The 20,451-nt window shown below is 36.0% G+C and carries 18 protein-coding genes; all 18 read right to left on the bottom strand.

Annotated features, from left to right (window positions below; all coding sequences use genetic code 11):
* Positions 1-11 precede the first annotated feature (11 nt).
* On the bottom strand, positions 12-929 hold the full coding sequence (locus J2Z23_RS18055; RefSeq protein ID WP_057985432.1) for a diacylglycerol kinase: 918 nt from the start codon (positions 927-929) through the stop codon (positions 12-14).
* A 664-nt stretch (positions 930-1,593) separates the two neighbouring features.
* A complete protein-coding gene (locus J2Z23_RS18050; RefSeq protein ID WP_057985430.1) occupies positions 1,594-3,210 on the bottom strand; it encodes an extracellular solute-binding protein in 1,617 nt (538 codons plus the stop codon).
* Positions 3,211-3,282: 72 nt separating this feature from the next.
* The gene (locus J2Z23_RS18045) at positions 3,283-4,164 is read right to left on the bottom strand and encodes a carbohydrate ABC transporter permease (RefSeq protein WP_057985428.1); all 882 of its coding nucleotides are present in this window, start codon (positions 4,162-4,164) and stop codon (positions 3,283-3,285) included.
* 19 nt (positions 4,165-4,183) lie between these two features.
* On the bottom strand, positions 4,184-5,143 hold the full coding sequence (locus J2Z23_RS18040) for an ABC transporter permease (protein ID WP_082881328.1): 960 nt from the start codon (positions 5,141-5,143) through the stop codon (positions 4,184-4,186).
* Between the two features lie 803 nt (positions 5,144-5,946).
* Complete coding sequence (locus tag J2Z23_RS18035; RefSeq protein WP_209974754.1) at positions 5,947-6,963, bottom strand: ABC transporter ATP-binding protein; 1,017 nt, start codon at positions 6,961-6,963, stop codon at positions 5,947-5,949.
* A complete protein-coding gene (locus J2Z23_RS18030) occupies positions 6,960-7,952 on the bottom strand; it encodes an ABC transporter ATP-binding protein (protein ID WP_209974752.1) in 993 nt (330 codons plus the stop codon). The genes J2Z23_RS18035 and J2Z23_RS18030 overlap by 4 nt, the downstream gene beginning before the upstream one ends.
* On the bottom strand, positions 7,952-8,815 hold the full coding sequence (locus J2Z23_RS18025) for an ABC transporter permease (protein WP_274387280.1): 864 nt from the start codon (positions 8,813-8,815) through the stop codon (positions 7,952-7,954). The genes J2Z23_RS18030 and J2Z23_RS18025 overlap by 1 nt, the downstream gene beginning before the upstream one ends.
* Positions 8,816-8,825: 10 nt before the next feature.
* Positions 8,826-9,824 (bottom strand): ABC transporter permease, encoded by a 999-nt coding sequence (locus J2Z23_RS18020; protein ID WP_209974748.1) that lies wholly within the window; start codon positions 9,822-9,824, stop codon positions 8,826-8,828.
* A gap of 12 nt (positions 9,825-9,836) precedes the next feature.
* Positions 9,837-11,735, bottom strand: coding sequence for an ABC transporter substrate-binding protein (locus J2Z23_RS18015; RefSeq protein WP_209974746.1), 1,899 nt, complete (start codon positions 11,733-11,735; stop codon positions 9,837-9,839).
* Positions 11,736-11,834: 99 nt separating this feature from the next.
* The gene (locus tag J2Z23_RS18010; protein WP_209974743.1) at positions 11,835-12,689 is read right to left on the bottom strand and encodes an AraC family transcriptional regulator; all 855 of its coding nucleotides are present in this window, start codon (positions 12,687-12,689) and stop codon (positions 11,835-11,837) included.
* 1,162 nt (positions 12,690-13,851) lie between these two features.
* The gene (locus J2Z23_RS18005) at positions 13,852-14,370 is read right to left on the bottom strand and encodes a hypothetical protein (protein WP_209974741.1); all 519 of its coding nucleotides are present in this window, start codon (positions 14,368-14,370) and stop codon (positions 13,852-13,854) included.
* 877 nt (positions 14,371-15,247) lie between these two features.
* On the bottom strand, positions 15,248-15,946 hold the full coding sequence (locus tag J2Z23_RS18000) for a class I SAM-dependent methyltransferase (RefSeq protein WP_057995335.1): 699 nt from the start codon (positions 15,944-15,946) through the stop codon (positions 15,248-15,250).
* Between the two features lie 32 nt (positions 15,947-15,978).
* Positions 15,979-16,419: a GNAT family N-acetyltransferase gene (locus tag J2Z23_RS17995; protein ID WP_209974739.1), complete on the bottom strand. Its 441-nt coding sequence runs from the start codon at positions 16,417-16,419 to the stop codon at positions 15,979-15,981.
* Between the two features lie 512 nt (positions 16,420-16,931).
* Positions 16,932-17,462 carry a GNAT family N-acetyltransferase gene (locus tag J2Z23_RS17990; RefSeq protein ID WP_057985420.1) on the bottom strand — a complete coding sequence of 177 codons (531 nt, stop codon included), beginning with the start codon at positions 17,460-17,462 and terminating at the stop codon, positions 16,932-16,934.
* 111 nt (positions 17,463-17,573) lie between these two features.
* Positions 17,574-18,590 carry an aminoglycoside phosphotransferase family protein gene (locus tag J2Z23_RS17985; protein ID WP_057985418.1) on the bottom strand — a complete coding sequence of 339 codons (1,017 nt, stop codon included), beginning with the start codon at positions 18,588-18,590 and terminating at the stop codon, positions 17,574-17,576.
* 207 nt (positions 18,591-18,797) lie between these two features.
* Complete coding sequence (locus tag J2Z23_RS17980; protein ID WP_057985416.1) at positions 18,798-18,977, bottom strand: hypothetical protein; 180 nt, start codon at positions 18,975-18,977, stop codon at positions 18,798-18,800.
* A gap of 436 nt (positions 18,978-19,413) precedes the next feature.
* Positions 19,414-19,902 (bottom strand): GNAT family N-acetyltransferase, encoded by a 489-nt coding sequence (locus J2Z23_RS17975; protein ID WP_057995331.1) that lies wholly within the window; start codon positions 19,900-19,902, stop codon positions 19,414-19,416.
* A 210-nt stretch (positions 19,903-20,112) separates the two neighbouring features.
* Entirely contained in the window at positions 20,113-20,247 is a 135-nt protein-coding gene (locus tag J2Z23_RS22660) for a hypothetical protein (protein ID WP_274380119.1), read from the bottom strand.
* Positions 20,248-20,451 lie beyond the last annotated feature (204 nt).

Raw genomic sequence — 20,451 nt, 5'->3', positions numbered from 1 at the left:
ATGCAGAAAATTTATTCTATTAATTTATCTTGGTCGCGAATTTGATCGATTGGAACAAATACATCCAAATGACGATATAAATTAGAAAATTCCGCTGGTAACAAGCCACCATATTCTCCGTCAATATTTAATTGCATTTTAACTGGGGACTTTACTTTTATATGATTGGCTTTTGTGTAAATAAGATTGGGATCATTAATATGTTCACCACGCAAAGCTAAGCTTGCAATTCTAATAAACTCAGCCAAATTGGTCTTTTTCAATATCATTAACGTAAATAAACCATCATTAATAGAGGAATCAGGTGCCAACTTTTCAAAGCCTCCAACAGAATTGGTGAGCCCCACTAAGAAAAGCATGATTTCTCCCTCGAATAGTTTCCCATCATATTCAATGGTTGCTTCTGCCGCTCGAATAGACGGAAGCATTTCAATTCCCTTCAAATAGTAGGCAAGTTGTCCAAGGACAGTCTTTAATCGGCTTGGGACTTCATATGTAAGCTCCGTCAGACGGCCTCCTCCAGCTATATTAATGAAATAATGATCATTCATTCGACCAATATCAACGGGAATAGTATCATTTTGAATGATCACATCCACAGCTGCATCAATATCTCGGGGGATATGCAAAGCTCTGGCAAAGTCATTCGTTGTTCCAGTTGGAATCACACCGAGTTTAGGACGGTATTTTTGCTCAGCTAATCCATTCACTACCTCATTAATCGTTCCATCCCCACCTGCAGCGATGACAACATCATATTCTCTTTCCACTGCAATTTTTGCCGCTTCAATCGCATCACCTTCTCCTGTTGTGGCATGACAGGAGGCTTCATAACCTGCTTTTTCTAACTTCATTAGGACATCTGCAAGACTTCGTTTGAAAATTTCTCTTCCAGAAGTCGGATTATAAATAATTCGTGCCCTTTTCAATCTCATCACCCATTCATAGAAATAGCGTAAATCCTTAATAGGAAGAACAGATAAAGGCGCAATTTATATGCGCCACTCCGTTCTGACCTATATCTTGTAGGTCTCCGATAAGTAAACATTCTAAGAAAGTAAAGACTGTCGCTTTACTTTGACTATTTTATGGAAAATCGCGGTTATATAACATTGCTGGATTCAGCCTAACAAGTTTTAAATCCACCGTAACCTACATCTGATACTTTTACACTTTAATAGGCACTCGTGTGCAATGCCTCTCTTACTTACGCATAGTATTACCATGTCTGTCGACCTTATCATACCTTTTTTAGGGAGTAAAATCCACTTTCGTGTAATTATGTTGATAAGTCGACATTCCTATTCATTTATAAGATACACAGGTTAAATATGTAAGTTTTAATTGGGAATGATAATTTTGCAATAGGTTAAAAAATTAATTGTTGCATTTTGTTTTCTACTTCTATATTACCTAGTCAAAAAAGCAAGCTTTGAACATCAAAAGAATAGGATTGGTGAGCCCCCTAAGTGTCATTAACACTAGGGGCCCACCAATCCTCCCGCGGAAAGAAACTATTTTTCCGGAACGATTTATTTGCACTGAGGACCAATTTAGTTCCAAGTCCTTCGTTCCAAACTTTTTTCTCCTAATTTACTCTGCCATATATCGTTTGTACGCTTCATTTTGTACTTCCATGTAATTGTCTAAGCCCATTTTCTTCACTTGCTCAACATACTTGTCCCAACCATCAAATGACTCTTCACCTGTGATAAACTTCGCTTCCATTTCATCCATATACGTTTGCAGGTCAGCACCTTCAGATTGCAAATATCTGTTCTCTTCATCTGTAAAGTTAAAGCTATTCCAAAGTTCCTCGATCACATAAGGACTGGCTTTTTCTCCAGCTGCCAACGAATTTGGTAGCGTCTCAGAACCATTAAACCAATCTGCCTTGACATAACCTGGGTAACTTCCACCAAGCCATGTAAAGTTTTTCGCTAAAGCTTGGTCATGGGTTAATCCATCGGGATTATCAGTAATATCCTTCGTATATTCTAATGTTCCATCCTCTAGTTTTTCATAGGTTTCTCCTTCTTTCCCCATGAAATAGAAGGTTGCTCCTTCCTCACCAAAGAAATGATCAATCCATCTTACAGTAGCTTCTGGGTATGGATTTTTATCCGTAATGACAAACGCTCCTACATGGACCATTGGCACTTTTAAATGTGTATATAACTGGTCTCCATGCGGCCCCTTTAAGGCTCCTAGCCCAATAAAATTATCATCATTCATTAATGTGCTAGGATTAGGTACAATCGTTGCTCCTAAGCGATTATCGGCTCCCTTAGCATAAAGTTGGGTACTATCTTGAGTAAACACTTCTGGGTCAATTAAATCTTCTGTATAAAGCATATTCACATATTCCAATAATTCTTTATACTTATCATCCAAACGGAAGAAACGAAGTTCATTTGTTTCTGGGTCAATATCAATATGTTTATGACCTAATCCACGATTCCCTAATCCCCAAGCACCTTTAAGCTGATCAAGAAGAGCTCCTGTCCCTGTGGCACTAAATGGAATTTCATCCTTTTCACCATTGCCATTTAAATCTGTTTCTTTTACCGCTTTTAAATACTGATAAAATTCTTCTGGTGTCGTCGGCTCTTCCATATCTAACTTTTCAATCCATTCTTCTTTAACCCACAAAGGTGTTCCAATCAACATAGGCAGAAAAGAAGGGTCATAGAAGGAAGGAAATGAATAAATATGTCCATCAGGCATTGTTAAGCCTTTTTTCACATCAGGATTTTCTTCTAAAATCTTTTTAAAATTGGGTGCATATTGATCAATTAAATCATCCAAAGGGATAAAAACACCTTGTTTGCCATATTTAGCTAAATCTGCAGATGACACTCTTGCCGAATAAAATCCATCAGGATAATCACCACCGGCTAGGGCAAGGTTTCTTTTCTCTGTTAAACTCTCAAAAGGAACTAACTCAAAATTGACATTAATTCCAGATTGCTTTGCATACTCACTCCAAACTAATGTTTCTTCAAATTTATCGCCGTTGGTTCCTGATTTTCCCGTAAAGAATGTTAAATCGATGGGCTCCTTTACAATGGGAAAACCTGATTCATTCAATATATCTTCCTTTGATACATCTTTTCCAGCTGAGCTTGTATTTTCATTATCATTACCACATGCTGTCATTATGAGTGTGAACACTATTAATAGGATTATGATTATTTTTTTCTTTCTCATCCACTTTCTCCCCTTCATTTATATTTTAGACTTCATCTATGTAGTATTGGCATCCCCTCCTCTATGGTAAGCTCAACCTTTCAATGCACCGATCATGACGCCTTTAACAAAATACTTTTGTAAAAATGGATATAATATTAACATAGGTAAACTTGCGACAATCACGACTGAATATTTAATGCCTTCAATTTGCATTAAATAGCGAGCCACCGTATCATCTGTAACTTGTGCCATATCGGACATATCCTCTTTTATTAACATGTCCCGTAAGAATAGCTGAAGAGGGAACTTGCTTTGATCTGTTAAATAAATCAATGCATCGAAGAAGGCGTTCCAATGTCCTACTCCATAGAATAAAACCATTACTGCAATAATCGGTTTTGATAAAGGGAGCAATATTTTTATTAAATATTGCATGGTTGTACAGCCATCTATTTCAGCAGATTCTCTTAATTCTTCGGGAATCGATTGGAAAAATGTTCGAATAATGATGACATTATAAACTGAAACAGCTCCTGGGATGATCACTGCCCAAATTGTGTTCAACATTCCTAAATCTTTAATCAATAAGTATGTAGGGATCATTCCTCCACTAAAAAACATGGTAAATACTAGAAAAATGGTGATAAGACTTCTCCCTGCGAAATCCCTTCTCGACAATGGATAAGCAATCATTATCGACAGCAACAAATTAATGATAACGCCGAATACGGTATAAAAGATTGTATTTCTGTATCCAATTAAAATTTTGTCATTTTGAAACACCTTAATATAGGAGTCAAACGTAAATCCTTTAGGAAATAGCCAAATTTCTCCTTTTAGAATGGCTGATGGATCACTAAAGGAAGCACTTAAAACATAAATAAGTGGATAGATTACGATAATCGCCACGATAGATAAGATTCCATAAACAAAAACTCCAAATAATCTATCACCAAAACTTTCTTTGACCATTTCATCAACCCTTTCTTAATTACCAAAGACTAGTTGAACTAGTTCTCTTTGCAAAATAATTAACCATAATTAATATGATAAAGTTTATGCCAGACTCAAACAGACCAATTGCAGTAGAATAGTCGTATTGCGCCCCTAAAATACCAGATCTATATATATGGGTAGCAATCACATCTGATGCTTCCATATTTAGGTCATTTTGCATTAAAAACACTTTCTCAAAACCAACACTTAGAACTTGGCCCGACTGTAAAATAAGCAAAATTATAATAGTTGGTAAAATTGCTGGGATGTTTACATACCAAATTCTTTCAAGTCTACTAGCACCATCTATTTTAGCTGCGTCATGAAGTTGGGGATCTACCGCCGAAAGAGCTGCTAAATAAATAATTGAACTCCATCCCATTTGTTGCCAGACCCCTGAAAAGACATATGTAGTTTTGAACCAACTGGCCTCAGTCATAAAAAATATAGGCTCTCCTCCAAATAGTTCAATTAATTTATTTACAATTCCATTTGTGGGCGATAAAAATAGAAACAACATTCCTACCAAGACGATGACAGACAAAAAATGAGGAGCATAAGTAACAGTTTGCACAAACCGTTTAAATGCACTTTTGCGTACTTCATTTATTAATAAAGCGAGAATAATTGGCACCGGAAAGCCAACCACTAATTGGTAAACACCGATACCTAATGTATTTTTAATTAGTCTCCAAAAATAATGACTGTTAAAGAATCTTTGGAAATGTTCTATTCCGATCCATTCACTACCAGTGATCCCCTTAGTCGCAATAAATTCTTTAAAAGCAATTTGAACACCATACATAGGAAAATATTTAAATACTAAAAAATAAATAATAACCGGGAAAACTAATAAATATAGAATAAAGTTTCTCTTTAAAGATCTTTTAACTCTTTTTATATTGTTTTGCAGTTTATTGATTTTAATGGGACCGTGAGTCCTGTTGGCAGTCATAACCTTTGCCAAACCATTCACCAACTCTCCTAGTATTTAATAAAATGTGTTCTCCGTAAAATAAACCTAGTATTCTTATAGTTTTACTATAATTTTACATTAACATTTCCCTCGCTCACAAACATTCATTAAATAATGAACATCGCGCAACCTGTATTCATTGATTTACTTATATTTTAAACTACTTCATTTAATTTCCAGTAAATCATTTATAAATTGTTTGTTAAGGTTCTATAAATCGAGTTTAATCTACAAAATTCGCGTTGTTTGTTAGCTGCCAGTAAATCAAATGCTATGTTTTAGAAGCAGCAACTTCATGATCTATGGTTGATTTCCATTCCTCCCTCCTGACAATTTTGAAAAGGGCTTACAATTCATAAAAAAAAGAGAATCCGAAAATGGACCTTTGGCTTAGACTCATTGCGCCAAAAATCTTTCGGGATTCTCTTCATCTCCATCCAAGTTTATGAACTTTTCTTATAAATCATAATATTACTATTGTTAAAATTTGTCAATTGATTTTAACATAACCATTAAAATATTTCCCCCGTTCCCGTACCTTTCATCCTGCCAAAAATAAAGGACAACATAATGTGAATAACTTTCTCTTAATCCTTCAGATCTTTTCCTCTTTTAACAATTCCTTCTCTTATTTATGAAACGACTAAAGATAGGTATACCACAGACAATACAAGAATTGATGACAAGTGTGACACAAACGAGTTTAAATTCAACGGTTGTAGGTTCTGTAATAAAAATAAGGAGACCACTGAAAACGGCAAGAATTACGGCAAAGTGAAAAATTAATTTGAAGAAGCTGTTAAGTGCCATTTGGGAATCCTTTCTGCATGGTGACATGCCACTAATCCATGACTCACTTTACGTAAAGTAGGGCATTCTTCACTACATGAGTTCGTTGCATATGGACAACGTGGGTGAAAAGCGCAACCACTTGGTGGATAAACAAGATTTGGCACTTCAAGACTTTTTAACGGTAATTCCCTTTTTGCTTTCGCCACGTTTGGATCAGGGATCGGCACAGCGGATAACAGCGCTTGCAAATAGGGATGTTGTGGATTGCTCATGATATCCCCTACTGAGCTCAGCTCGACAATTCTTCCCAAATACATTGCAGCAAGACGACCATTCTGGGCAATGAAGCGAGCCGTTGCTAAATCATGAGTGATATAGACAAATGCAATATTTAACTTTTTATTTAATGTAGACATTAAGTTTAGGATTGATAGTCTTAGAGAAACATCTACCATTGAAACAGGTTCATCCGCAACGATTATCTCTGGATCAAGTGAGATCGCCCGCGCCATAAGCACACGTTGTCGTTGTCCACCACTTAACTGATGGGGAAATTTTGCCAGAAATTGCTCAGCTGGCTTTAGTCCAACCGTTTCCAACAATTCGATTATTTTTAGACGGATTGCCTTTTTCCCTTTCGCTTTTTTATGCCGCATAATTGGTGCAGCTAAAGACTGCTGTATCGTTTTCGCAGGATTTAAAGCAGCATACGAATCTTGTTGAACAAGTTGAATATTTGTACGAAACTGCCTCATTCTTTTTTTATTTAATTGATTAACATCTTTCCCTTTGTAGTAATAATTACCTCCTGTTGGTTGATGCAGTCCGGAAATAACTTTACCAAGGGTCGTTTTGCCACAGCCACTTTCCCCTACCACAGCAATGACTTCCCCAGGATATACAGTTAGATCGATATTTGATAATGCCTTAATCGTTGTATTTTTTGCTTCTTTATCTTTATTGGGAAAATGCATGCTGATATTGTCTAATTGAAGCAACGGGTTCATTTTGGAGTGGTAACCTCCTTCTGTTCGGGATCAAATAAATGACAGGCAGGTCGATAACCAGCTTGCAAACGCAATAACTCAGGTTCTACCGTTTTACATTGACTCATCACATGTTCACAACGGGGATGAAAAGGACATCCCTTAGGCAATTCTAAAAGATTAGGAGAAGCCCCAGGAATAGGCTTAATCTCCTCTAAGTCATGAATAAGTGATGGAACAGCTTGAAGTAAGCCAATTGTATAGGGATGTTTGGGAGCTTCAAAAATTGTATGAATATCGTTAAACTCGACAACCTTTCCGGCGTACATTACCCCAAGATAATCGGCCACTTTTGCGACAACCGCGATATCGTGAGAGAGAAGTAATAATGTAACACCCAATTCCTTATTAATTTTCTCGAGAATGGAAAAAATATAGTCTTGAGTGATGACATCAAGAGCTGTCGTTGGTTCATCAAGAATAACAATCTTTGGCTCTAATAATAGACTAAAAGCAATCATGACTCGTTGCTTCATTCCACCACTTAATTCATGGGGAAACGAGCGTAATATTCGCTTTGGTTCTAGTTTTACATACTCGAGTAATTCAATCGCTCTTTTTTCAATCTCTACTTTTTTTGCCTCTTTTTGATGTGCACGATAGGTTTCAATAAATTGCTCCCCAATGGTCACAACAGGATTTAGTGAGTTTTGTGCTGCCTGAAATACCATGGACACTTGTGACCAGCGATAATTTCGCAGTTTTTTCTCTGACATTTTCATTACGTCCTGACCATCTACTTCGATCGAATCTGCCGATATTATGCCAGGTGCTGACACCATTCTAAGTAGAGTCGAGGCAAGAGTAGATTTCCCACTACCACTTTCACCAACAAGAGCCGTTATTTTCCCTCTTGGAATACGTAAAGAGACATCACGAACAGCCTGAACTGTACCTGCCCTCATCGGAAAAGAAACATCAACATGCTCAAATTCAATGATCGGCTCCATCAAGCATCACCTCTCGTTCTAAGCCTTGGATTTAATGCCTCATCAAGTCCATTTGCAAAAAAGATCGTTCCTAGTTGAAACAAAGCCAGGCAAACAATTGGCGATAGAACATACACATATCCGTTTGGATTAAATATTCCACCAGTTTGAGAAATAGCTAGATTTAACATTTGTCCCCAGTTGTTTGGAGAATACGGTGCTAGGCCTAACATCATAATAGCAACACTTCCAACAATAGCTCCGCGCATAATCATAATGAAATTAATGGCCAAATAGGAAACAATATTGGGCATTATCTCTTTAAATATGATATGAGAAAGACCTAAATCCATCACTTTACAAATAACAATAAAATCTCTTTCCTTTAATGAAATTACTTGTGAACGTACTGCTCTTGTAAGTCCTGGCCAACTCCACGCGCTTAGAACAAGAGCAAATGATAATGGATCTTTAATTGATAAAAAGGCCGCTAGAATGATAAATACAGGCAAAGATGGGATTGTTAAAAATAAATTTGTAATCATCATTAATGCTGTATCTAACTTACCACCAACAAGCCCTGAGACCATTCCAAGTACGGCCCCAAAAATTAATGTCACCACAGCGGCTAGTAAGCCAATTAGCAGAACTTCTTGGGAGCCATGAACAATTTGCGACCATACATCCCTACCACCATAATCAGTTCCAAGCCAGTGTTCAAAACTAGGCTTTTGATAACGATTCTGGTAATCCACCTGTGTATCTAATTTAAAAATGGACGGGCCGATCGTTGCCATTAAGATAAAAAAAATAGTCATGATTAAACCAATACAAGATCGTCGATTCGTCAATATTACTCGAAAAAAATCACTAATCCCTTGCATGGGTTCACCCCTATTCTTCGATCCGTATTCTTGGATCTAATTTGCTATAAAGTAAATCAGCAATAAAATTGGCAATGATCATTGTAATGGCAATGAAAAGGAGAATTCCTTGCATAACAATATAATCACGCTGTTTTGTCGCTTCAGCCATAAAGTAGCCAATTCCTGGATATTGAAACAAATTCTCCACAAGAATGGCGCCACCAAGCATTCCGCCTAAAAAAACAGCAAGCTGAGTGACAAGTGGGATAATGGCGTTTTTCCGCACATATTTACTTACAATCAACTTCTCAGGTAGCCCTCTTGCTTTTGCAGCTTCTATATAGTCATCACCTAGAATACTAACGGCGCTCCCTTTCATCATCAATGCCCACTGACCAATTAAAGTAAGGACATAAGTTAGAATCGGCAAGGCACCATAATAAAAGATACTGCCGATAAAAGGAAGATTAAAACCTGGTGCTAGATAGAAATCATAGGCTCCGTTAATCGGAAACCATCCTAGCCCATATGAAAAGACAATTAATAAAATAATCGCCAGAATAAAATCAGGAATGGCATTGGTCACAACTGAATAAATAGAAATAACAGGATCAAGCCACGATTTACGATTGTACGCCATTTTCACCCCGAGATAGACACCAATAATAAAGCTGACAACAAGGGCAATGCTCGAAACAAAAAGTGTCCATGGTAAAGCTTTAGCAATGATATCATTCACACGAAGCCCTTGATGCACCATGCTATAACCAAGATTTCCCTGTAACAAATTACCGACATAACGGGTAAATTGTTGGAGTATCGGTTCATTAGGATCATAATTAATCATATTGGCTACTCGTGCATAGGCTTCTTCAATGGTGATATTATATTCAATCGCATAATCCCTCGCCCATTGATCAATCGCATTACCTGGCGTAAGCCGCAATAAAACAAAGGTGATAACGATGGCAAGAAAAATGGTGATGAGGGCACTTAGCACACGTTTCAGAAATATTCCTCGCGTCAATGGAAAACCTCCTCACTCTTTCGGGCGGTATTGTCCTTCAATAAAAGGCTGTATACCAGAATTGAAAAAGTTTGTTTTTAACACTTCACGCATTTCTTCGTCAGTTTCTGGTACAGGAATATTGCGATCATATGGTTCAATCTGTGATTCAAGCGGTAAGCCATCCAAATGAGCTTGATTTAACCATGTTCCTGTTACATTCTGAAACAAATTAATGCCATATGCTTCTTCATTGTTAATCCAAGCTAATCGAGAAAACCACTCAGTATATTCTTCTTCATCCATATATGGAATCTGTTGCATGACCTCACGAACATCAAACTCAACACGATCATAACTTTTTAATCGCAAATTAATTTTTCCACGTTTCTCAGGATCCTTGTGATCATCCTCATAGCGGGGCATATGCATCATACGAGCGATATTCCCTTCATATACTTCACGGATAGATTGCCAAGGAAACATAAAGCCCCATGCAACATCTACCCAATCAAGTGACATCTCATATAGCCCTTCATCCTTAATCACATTATCGAAGTAAACGGTTCCATCAACTGCCATTAAACGAGTCGGCATTCCGAAAGCCGTTAACTGCTCTGCTACAATTTGCCCTGGCATTAGGCCGTTTTGCCACGCAGCATTAACACCAATCACAAAATTTGGACGCACTCCATCTGGATCACGCCAAACACCATCCCCATCACGACTCCAACCTAGATTTTCTAATATCTCTTCCGCCTTTTCCGGATTATACGAATAATCCCGCATATCCTCAATCACCTCTGGCTTTAGCCAGTTTTCTTTATCTGATGGCACAAGCCCTGTAATCGATGTCCTTGGTTCCCTTCCATATACATTGCCGACTTCCCTTGCTTTTGACCGGTCAATCGCATAGGTGATCGCTTGCCTGAATTCTTTCTGATCAAATGGAGGACGATCTTGATTATATAAAATACCGACTGATGCTGGATCAAGCATTTTAAAATGGACAAGATCTTTATTGGCCGCAAGTAATGATTCAAGAATATCCTGTGGAGGAGTACCATCGAAATAATCAATTTGTCCTGAACGTAATAAAGCAAAGCCTGCTGCTCCTTCAGTACCTGGATTTTTAATTGTTACCTTATCAAATTTTATTTTCTCTGCCAGGTAATAATGTGGAAACTTTTCTAGTAACATATCTGAAGATGTCACACGACTTATCGTAAAAGGTCCTGTTCCGATTGGTAATTCTGGTCCTGCAACTAGAAACTCTTGCCAATTTTCATCTAGCTTATTCTGTAAATCATCATCAATCTTCAAACCAAATTTCCCTTTTTTAAGAAGCTGTTCTTCCTCTGTGTAGGCCGATGCCTGTTCTAATAGCTCTGCAGCCCGATCCACATACTTTCTATAAATATGATATGGAATCGTTGCTTGTTTATCTTGACCTAATAAAAAGGAGAGAACGATTTCATTTGCCTGTGGTTGCAACCAGTAAATTCGTAATGTTTTCTCATCCACTAATTCAATTTCCTTCATATACTGTGTGACTTCCGCCCCGTTGTTAAGCATATAGAAAGCCCAAATATCTTTGGATGTTAATGGCTCACCATCATGCCAGACGGCATCTTCCACTAATTTCACCTCTGCATACTCATCGTAAAAATCAATCGACTCAGCTAAACGCAAATGTTGCTCATTAGAAATCCGTACATTTTGCACCAATCCCTCAAAAACGAAATTCGTTGCTTCCCCAATCCCACCATTAGCAAAATAATTCCCTTGGAATAAAGGTGGACGTGGCCAACTCCCACTCCATTGCATAACAGCCTCACCAGAATTTGCTCGTGATGAACTACAACTTGAGAGAATGATAACAGTGAGTAGAATTAGAGCTCCCACATAAATCTTCCGAATAATCGTAGCCAAGGGTACGCCTCCCTCTGTTTGGACTGTGCCCAAAAGTATAGCAGAGTTAAAATTTAAAAGTTATCGGAAACGATTACAAAAAAAATAAATACAGCTATCTTATTTTTGCTTTCGACGGCTGTTTTCCTTATTGATCTTTATATTTGAGTTTCTCCATTCCAATGGAGTCATACATGTACGTTTCAAAAAAGCTTCATGAAATCGGCTTGAGGAAGAAAAACCGACTTCGGATAAAATAAATTCAACGGGCCTATCCGTATGTTCTAGTAAATGTTTCGCCTCATTAATACGTAACTGAATAATATATTGCTTTGGTGTTACGCCTGTCCGTTCCTTAAATTTTTTTCGAAACATACTCTCTGATAGATAAAATTGGTCTGCCAATTCTTTTATCTTAATAGATTGAGTAAAGGTCTGATGAATCTTTTGTAATACGTCTTCAAAAGTGACCGTTTTCTCCTCTTCTTGCACGCTCATTTGAGATTTAAATTTTGATAAAGCCAGTAACAAAAGTGTTTCAATTCCATTCCGTTTCAAATCTACTGCCAAACTACTATTGGATGACAATTTACATGCCTTTTCAACTTGTCTAATAGCAGAATTGGCTCGTACTAATTCATCTTTACATAGAGAGACATGCACAATCATATTTTCACAAATCCGTGAGAAAAGAAAATGACAATAAGAGGGAAGCTTTTCCGTAAATAGATGAAGGGATTTTACATCCCAGGCTAACGTACATGCAAACCCGTGCTTTAGTCTAGGTGGAATCAGAAGAAGATCACCTTTATAGACGTCAATTTTCTGACTGCCTGCAGTATAAAATCCCTTGCCTTCTAACAATAATGTAATTTCAGCAGTTGGATGTGCATGAGTATGATACATAATTTCATCACCATGTCTCAAAACATCTCGAGAATCAAATGAAGTGATTCTTTCAATGAAGTCCGTCATCATAAAAAACGCACATCTCCTTATCATGATCTTGTATTATCCAGAATATTGGAATAGTGTTTCTTCCCAATATAAGGACACACCTTTTTTGTAGAATTGGTATAATGCAATTCTTAAAGCTAGAGATAGTTCTTTACGTTGATAATTTCGATATTTAAGCATGTTTTAACCTTCATCCCAAAACAACAGGGATTTGTCCTTAGTTGGCAAATCCGAAACTTCTGCTTCTATTATTTCAATCCATTGCCTCAAAATACTAAAGGTATTAAAGTAATAAGGAAATTCACCTCCCCTTCGTATTGAGGAAAATTCCTTTAGAAACTTAACTTTTTTCTTATTCACTACTTTAAATGTATAATCGCAATTACTTAATTTTATTCATTTATCCAACAGTAACGACAATAATCCCCCATACGGCGGATAAGAAGAAGGGTAGGTAGTGTGGAGTTTAGGCTATGGCATCTCTACTCTAACGATCTTATGATCTCCACCTCCTTATTTAGAATCCTGGAGGACTGTTCAGTTTCCATAATTATATGTATCTCCTTTATCATCAACAGCATTTGAAATAATAAAATCATCATCCTTGTACTTTTCCACAACTCAAGAACAAGTGAAGATGGCACTTTTTCGGTAAATATTTCTTTAATACAGATTTTAAGATCCAATCCGAACGACGTTGATTTACGCTTCAGGTGGACGCTTTCCGGGGAAGTGCGGTGAGCTTCCTGGTCGCTATATATGCTCCTGCGGGATCTCACCGATCACGCTAATCCCCCAGGAGTCGCCACCTTCTGCTCCAATCAACTGAGTTAGGGAAATTCTATTTTTCTATTGGGATTATATCCATTATTTCTTTTATTTATGTACATTGACTCTCCGTTCAACCAAGGGGCATGATCCTCTTCGTTGTGCTCAAAGTTAACATCACCAAAACTTACTTCCTCTTTTTCATTTCGGCCTTTTTTCAACTTCTTCGTCTACAAATCCTGTAATTAACACTACACTGCCATCAGAGTACATACTAGATAATTCAGCAGCACCATTTTTCGTAATGTCTTGATTTGTTTAGTGATGGCATTTTGATGTGCTGGATCAATAGCTGTTGGATTGTTTAGTTAAAGGAAGATTCAATCATTTACAATAATTCCGAGAGCTTGAATTAGAATGAGTTCGCGATTTCCATCATCGTAGACAATGGGTTATCTAATAGTCTCTCCTCAATACTTAATATATAAGTCCAATTATTTTTCTTAAACATAAAGGTAATTAGGCTCTTTCCGTCCTTTCCTGATGTTAAGTAATTGGCTTGTGTTCCGTCTTTTAGGAATACTTGAGAATCTATATCTGAAAGTAATTCCGTCTCATTTTTAGAAGGAATAACATTTATAATGTAATTAAAATGCTGCTTCTCACTTAAATATTCAATCTCAAGATTTTCATTTTCTTTATTAAATCTTCCAAAAGAATGAGTAAAATCTAATGGCGGCAACTTTTTTGGTAAACCTAAGCTTTTCTTATAATAAGATTCAGTTTCCAGTATTGCATCTGAAACAGATTTATAACTCAAATCACGATAATCCTCTTCTATACCCTTTTGCTGAATTGCTTTCGCGATAGTCCATCCACTGAAATTAAGTGTAAGCCCAAATAATAAAATAATTAGCTTCTTTTTAGTCAATTATTCTATTCTCCTTTTGTATTTATAACATATTCGAATTATTAACTTTAAAGTATATTTCGAATTTGATTTATAAATGCAGGGATAAAACAGGGGGTTTCAATCGGATTAATTTTAGAAAATGATTGTATTCCAATAAAATGCGAGGATCTTTGATTATGAAATGTAGAATATTACCGAAGGTCAATATAAATGGTGCAGCTTATTATATAAGTCCTTTTTCTTCTGTTCTACTTTCTTGATTTTTTTAAGAGTAATGATAGATAAAATCGCCAACAGAATATACTGTTCTTGGTACTTTTCACTTTTAAAATTATTTATAATATCCAAAACGGGCACTTCCTTTTTTACCCTTTTATCTTCCAGGGAATTTTGGAATATTTATGACTATAGAAAAAGTTTGTTTATCTAGTTTCTCATTTGAATAAAACAAATGTTTCGGTGTTACCAACCCATTCTACAGTTACTTTAACAACCTTTATTTTAGAGTACAAATTATTGTCTCCTGTAATTGCCGTTGCATCTATAGTACCTTTTTCTCCAATGGATGAACCGATCGAACCTCCTGATAACCTTCTTTCAGATACACTTTTGCCGACATTTAGGTTTCAAATGTACAAGTAACTACCCCTATAGAGTCCACGTCAATGGCCTCGTCTTTATATTTTAATTTCCCTTCTACGGCTACAATTCTCACTTACAATCTTTTAATCTTTGCTTCAATACCAATTGTGGATCGTCCTGCATTATAAGTTTATTTGTAATTGTCCATTTTCACCTCACTTATTGAACATATTTATTATTAATCTACAACAAGAACGTAACCTATCAGAATCTCACCAAATCTCCATAGCTTAAAACATGATTATTGTTGCTTTTAACAATTAAATTTCTGGGCGACAATGCCAAACAATGAGGGTACAGAGGATGTCGAACCTTTAGTTAATGGTTCATTTAAATGGATAATGGAAAACCCCGATTCCAACAACTTATTTAAATACTCCGATATTGGTTGATGGTATGCCCCTAAAGTAGAACGGAGTGTTCCCGAACCTTTTGATTTCCAATGCTGAGCGGAATAGGAGGAAACATTTCTTGAACCATCCTCTAGAGGGTAACTAAAAGGTGATTGGAAACACGGGTGCATTATTACACAAACAAATATTCCTTCGGGAACTAACACACGATAAGCTGATTTAAATACAGATTGAAAATCGGGAACATCCATCAACATTAGATTTGAAATAGCTACATCAAAGGAATTATCAGCTATTTGTTTAAGTTTCATAGCATCATCACATACCCATTTTATTGCCCCTGATTTATTCCGTGCCAATTCTAAAAGTTTATCACTAACATCGATTCCAGTAACTGCTGCTCCAAGTTTGCTTAATCGAAAACTAAGTTCTCCTTGACCGCAGCCGAGATCACAAATTTTTATTTTTGAAGGATCAACATATTCATATAGTTGTTCCAAAACGAATTGATAAGAAGTTTCAATTATTCCAGTTTTTTGACTAACCTCATTGTCAACAATAGAATTGTACTGTGAAGCCCATTGGTCATAATTAGACATTTGACTCTCCTCCTTATCTTATGTTTTAAAATTTATAAACTTAAATTCTTCTTAAAGACATAGCTTACTTTGTCATAATCCATTTTTCCCTCATAAAATCGGTGGGCATCTGCTCGCTGTAATCCTGATGATAAGGCAACACTTTGATAACCGTTTTCTTTAGCCCATTCATGTACATAGGATAGAAGTTTATCACCATATCCATTTGAACGTTTATTATTATCAGTAACTAAATCGCATACCCAAACAAAACGTCCGTAATAAAGGGTTATCATTGGCTTAAAACCCGTAACTGCAACAATTTCTTCTTGGTCATACAAGGCAAACAATCTGTACATATCCTTTTCTTTAGCCTCTATTACCAAATCAAGATAGGCTTTTTCATCAAGATGTGTGCGTAATTGATTTATTACTGGGAAAGCTTCAAGTATTTCCTTTTGAGATTGAAGTTCGCTGATAGTTATTGCGTCCATTGGCAATTTCCCCTTTTAATTTTATTTCGCAATCCGACCTATTGTTGAAAGGACCAAATCTTTATATCGGAATTGCGTCCCATTGCGGTATAATCCCCTTTGTTATTCAACTTTTAATAATAAAATCTGTATATGGCTTTCCATCAACTGAAACGGGAATTTTCCAAAATTCACCTTTATCAAATGCTAGCTTTGCCCCACTTTATTTGTTCTTAATATCAGCTTCATAAATTTTTACGGCTTCTTCCTCGCACCTTTTCCATTAACTTTTACAATCCAAAATTTGTTCTAAACTTCATGCAAGGTCATATTATCATTAGAAAGAGTCGGGCTTGTTTCCCAGTCACCTTTGCATTTCCTGAACATCCCGATAAAACAATCCCTATAAAAACCAATCAATAGCCTAAACCTCTCGCCATTTTCCCACTCCCTGAATAGTCTTAAATACAGATTACTACCTCACAATCTGGCCCGGTTCTAAGATTAAATAATTGGAAAACAAGTTTATCGCATCAAAAATAGCGTCTAAAATTTTTTGATTTGTATTGTCTATCGAATTCAAAATAAATGAACTCATTATCATTAGGTGACCTTCCAACTTCCTGAAATCCTAATTTTTTAAATACCTTCATGCTTATTCTATTCGTTTCATCTATCCCTGCGTAAAAAACATCTACTTTTTGACCAACAATGTTTTCTACGTTCATTAGTAGATTAGATAAAACCCTTGTGCCGAAGCCTTGATTTATAAATTTTGGGTTAATCGCTATGGGATTAATTCCAAGAACTAGTCTATTTTGATCATCCTTAAAGTAATTTAGTATTAATAATCCAATTGGCCTATGATCAATCTCCACTACCTTAAAGTAATCTGCGATGTTTGATGTCTCAAATGGATGATCCTTATACCAATTGTAGTCTTTAGAAACAGGTTCATTAAAAAATGCATATGAATTTATTAAATTAGCATTTTCACTATAAGATGATAATATCCAATCATCAATCTCCTTATCTTCATTAATGTTATAATTTCTCCATTTCAAATTAATCTCCCCATCTAATTAACGCCCAATTTAATTAATTCAAATATAAAACGGACAATACACAAACTTTTATCCAATTGTTTCATTTAATAACCCAATAATTATATGTATCTATATATCTCTCATCTCATGGATGTTTTGTAAGGTATGAAGGTGCATTGATTTATCTTCGGGCGACTTAGCGAATTTATACCACTCCACAAGCCTGTATCCGAACATGGCAAGAATTAGTTCATAGATGCAATGATCGGAGATATGGGACACATCCGCATATTTCGAAAAACCCCTGTAATACGCTGGAATGCATTTTTGGTAGTATTCAATCATATGACAGACGTCCGCTTCATCCGTTATTAAACTTGCAATATCCTCACCCATGTATCCCCATCCAGTGGTATCCCAATCGATAAGTACGATTTTACCGTCTGAAAAGAATATGTTTTCCACCCAAAAGTCTCTGTGACAAAGCACTATTGGTAGCTTTTCAATTCGATTGAATATTTCATCCGCGTTGTTATCTAAGTCTATGAGCATTTTACATAGATGCTTCGGAATCTCGCAGTCATCGGAACGTATGTAATCATACAAAACATTCCATGATCGATAACGCAGATAATTGTTTTTCGTAAACTCAACCTTGCTTAAATTGGGTAAATTCTGCAATATATCTGGTCGCTCAGTGTACAATTTCCCTTGAAATCGTCCCAATTCCTCAGCTATACATTCAAACATTTCTTTGGTTAGATTTAGGCCTGACACACCATCAATATATTCCATCCACAGTTGAATCTCATCGCCATTTATTTCGGCGTGATAACACTCCGGACAACGGAACGAATTGGATAAAACCTTTTTGAAATCTGTTGTATAAAGGTCGTATTCCCTCCTCCATGAATCCGGATCACCATAACGCTCAAATTTTTTCTGTGTTTTCAAAACCATTTTATACGGAAGGTTTTCACCATCAGAAGTTTCAACTCTACCTGTTACAAGCCGAACATCCCCAATTGTCCCGCCTTGCAACTCTTTGAGTTGATAATCTGCGCGGATTATCGTCTTGTCGAGCTTTTTACTTAAAACAAGCGCCAATATTTCAGGATTTATGAACCTTTCAACTTGATTGTTCATTTCTTGTATCCTCCTTCTTACATTTTATGTTACATAGCAATTGATCATCGGCAAAGGCAGCAAGAACTGCGCAGCCAGCCTCCGACTGATTGCGACATTATTTAAGTTGACACTGTGTGAATACTCTACATCATTAAATTCCGCGTTGAACTGGTCGTCCGCACTGAACGCCTGAGTTCAGGGATATCAGGCATATCCATATAACCCTTATTCATCTCCGAATTTTCTTATAACGAACGCAATAATAGCAATAACTGCACCCGCAAACATTAAAATAAAGGTGAAATGCTCCCAAGGCGTATTGGATAAACCATTATGTCGAATTATACCGTTAGCAATCATAGAACCTAAGCAATTTATGAAACCACACCATTCTATAAATTTCATTTTTGGTATGTCCCCCTCCAAACGCTAAAACCTAGTGCTAGGTCCATATATTTCCTAATCAAAGCATTTCCTTATGAATTATTTTGGCTAGATTAGCAATATTGGATGCAATACCTCCATTATAGTAAACCCTTTCAAAACCGAGGGAGTTTAAATCAACAACACCAATATTTTTTCAATTTTAATTTCTATCCCTGTCTTTCAAGTCTCCTTTAATAGTCTCTGATACACCCTCAAGTAATTTTAAGGCTTCCCCATTATATATGGACCCTCATTTTTATTTATTACTAAAAGTTTTAATCTCCCTATGAACACCGTATGCACCACAATTCCTATGAAAATTGGTTTATTTCTCTAGAAACTACATATTCTCCATTCCATAAAAATCCATTAAATCCAAAAGTTATTCTATAATCGCCACCATTACTTGAGGATACTAATTAATAACTTTAAATGAAAATATAGTATCTCCTTCTTCATTTTTGTTTTCTATGTAAGTACTATTTGTATATTTATAGATTACTTTTTTCCAAAACAGTTGAGCAGGTTTGTTTTCCTTTATAACAGATACTTCCCAGTTTTCAATATATTTTTCAAATAAATTTATAGCGGCTGTTCGCCCTACACCCATTTTCCTATACTTTTTCATAACAAAAAATTCAGCCAAGGAATTATAAATATCCATACTGCTATCATTCGTAATCTTTCTTACTAAAGCAAATCCAGCATATTTCCCATCAACTTTGATAAAGAACGGAAATCTGTTAGGCTCATTCCAGTAATTATCTAAATACTTATAATCATATAAACCAATCTCATTTACATCATCGTTCGTAAATTCACTGAAATCATAATTGTATAATTCGATAAGATGTCTTAAAACGGTTTTTTTCTCATAATCTACTTGCTCAATACTAATATTCATAGCGAAGAACCCCCTCCTTAAAACGAATTTTTGAGTGAACTATCATTTAAAATCCCACATAAACTTTCATAAAGCCATTTCAACCAGGTCATCTGGAGTAATTCGTTTTGTTTCCGCAATTTTATTGGAAAATACTTCAAAACTCTCAAAAGTTTCATCACTAATAATATAATTTGGCTTTCTATCGGGTTTTCGCGGAGGCAGGTTGTTTTATTCAAATTCCAAGTCTTTTTCAAAGCGTGTTCGCTGTTTATATAACATTTTTAAATATTTTATTTCCTCTTTTGTCAGTAGATCATCGGGGTGAATCCGCTTCTTTTTCAAATCATTATTAATTTTATCCATCTACTTTATCCCCTCTACTAATTAATTTCATAATGTCTCCAGCTTTTTAAAATTATAACAGGCGCTTTCAAAACGTTCTATAATCTGACCTATTGTTTGATTTTTGTCATTGTATATACAGTAACCAAGGGAAGTATTGTTTTAGCGGTACTTCTTCTATTATGCTGTATTCCAATAATATATTCGAATATTAAAGCTAGCACA

Origin of the sequence: Lederbergia galactosidilytica, from assembly GCF_017873565.1 — a bacterium.
Classification (GTDB): Bacteria; Bacillota; Bacilli; order Bacillales; family Bacillaceae_C; genus Lederbergia; species Lederbergia galactosidilytica.
This window is presented reverse-complemented; position numbering and strand designations above follow the sequence as displayed.

What these genes read in the sequence shown, in the direction of transcription:
- J2Z23_RS17975 (WP_057995331.1), bottom strand. Translation starts at nt 19,902, where the DNA reads ATGAATATTAGTATTGAGCAAGTAGATTATGAGAAAAAAACCGTTTTA.
- J2Z23_RS18025 (WP_274387280.1), bottom strand. Translation starts at nt 8,815, where the DNA reads ATGCAAGGGATTAGTGATTTTTTTCGAGTAATATTGACGAATCGACGA.
- J2Z23_RS17995 (WP_209974739.1), bottom strand. Translation starts at nt 16,419, where the DNA reads ATGGACGCAATAACTATCAGCGAACTTCAATCTCAAAAGGAAATACTT.
- J2Z23_RS18000 (WP_057995335.1), bottom strand. Translation starts at nt 15,946, where the DNA reads ATGTCTAATTATGACCAATGGGCTTCACAGTACAATTCTATTGTTGAC.
- J2Z23_RS18030 (WP_209974752.1), bottom strand. Translation starts at nt 7,952, where the DNA reads ATGGAGCCGATCATTGAATTTGAGCATGTTGATGTTTCTTTTCCGATG.
- J2Z23_RS18050 (WP_057985430.1), bottom strand. Translation starts at nt 3,210, where the DNA reads ATGAGAAAGAAAAAAATAATCATAATCCTATTAATAGTGTTCACACTC.
- J2Z23_RS22660 (WP_274380119.1), bottom strand. Translation starts at nt 20,247, where the DNA reads ATGGATAAAATTAATAATGATTTGAAAAAGAAGCGGATTCACCCCGAT.
- J2Z23_RS17980 (WP_057985416.1), bottom strand. Translation starts at nt 18,977, where the DNA reads ATGAAATTTATAGAATGGTGTGGTTTCATAAATTGCTTAGGTTCTATG.
- J2Z23_RS17985 (WP_057985418.1), bottom strand. Translation starts at nt 18,590, where the DNA reads ATGAACAATCAAGTTGAAAGGTTCATAAATCCTGAAATATTGGCGCTT.
- J2Z23_RS18040 (WP_082881328.1), bottom strand. Translation starts at nt 5,143, where the DNA reads ATGACTGCCAACAGGACTCACGGTCCCATTAAAATCAATAAACTGCAA.
- J2Z23_RS18045 (WP_057985428.1), bottom strand. Translation starts at nt 4,164, where the DNA reads ATGGTCAAAGAAAGTTTTGGTGATAGATTATTTGGAGTTTTTGTTTAT.
- J2Z23_RS18010 (WP_209974743.1), bottom strand. Translation starts at nt 12,689, where the DNA reads ATGACGGACTTCATTGAAAGAATCACTTCATTTGATTCTCGAGATGTT.
- J2Z23_RS18035 (WP_209974754.1), bottom strand. Translation starts at nt 6,963, where the DNA reads ATGAACCCGTTGCTTCAATTAGACAATATCAGCATGCATTTTCCCAAT.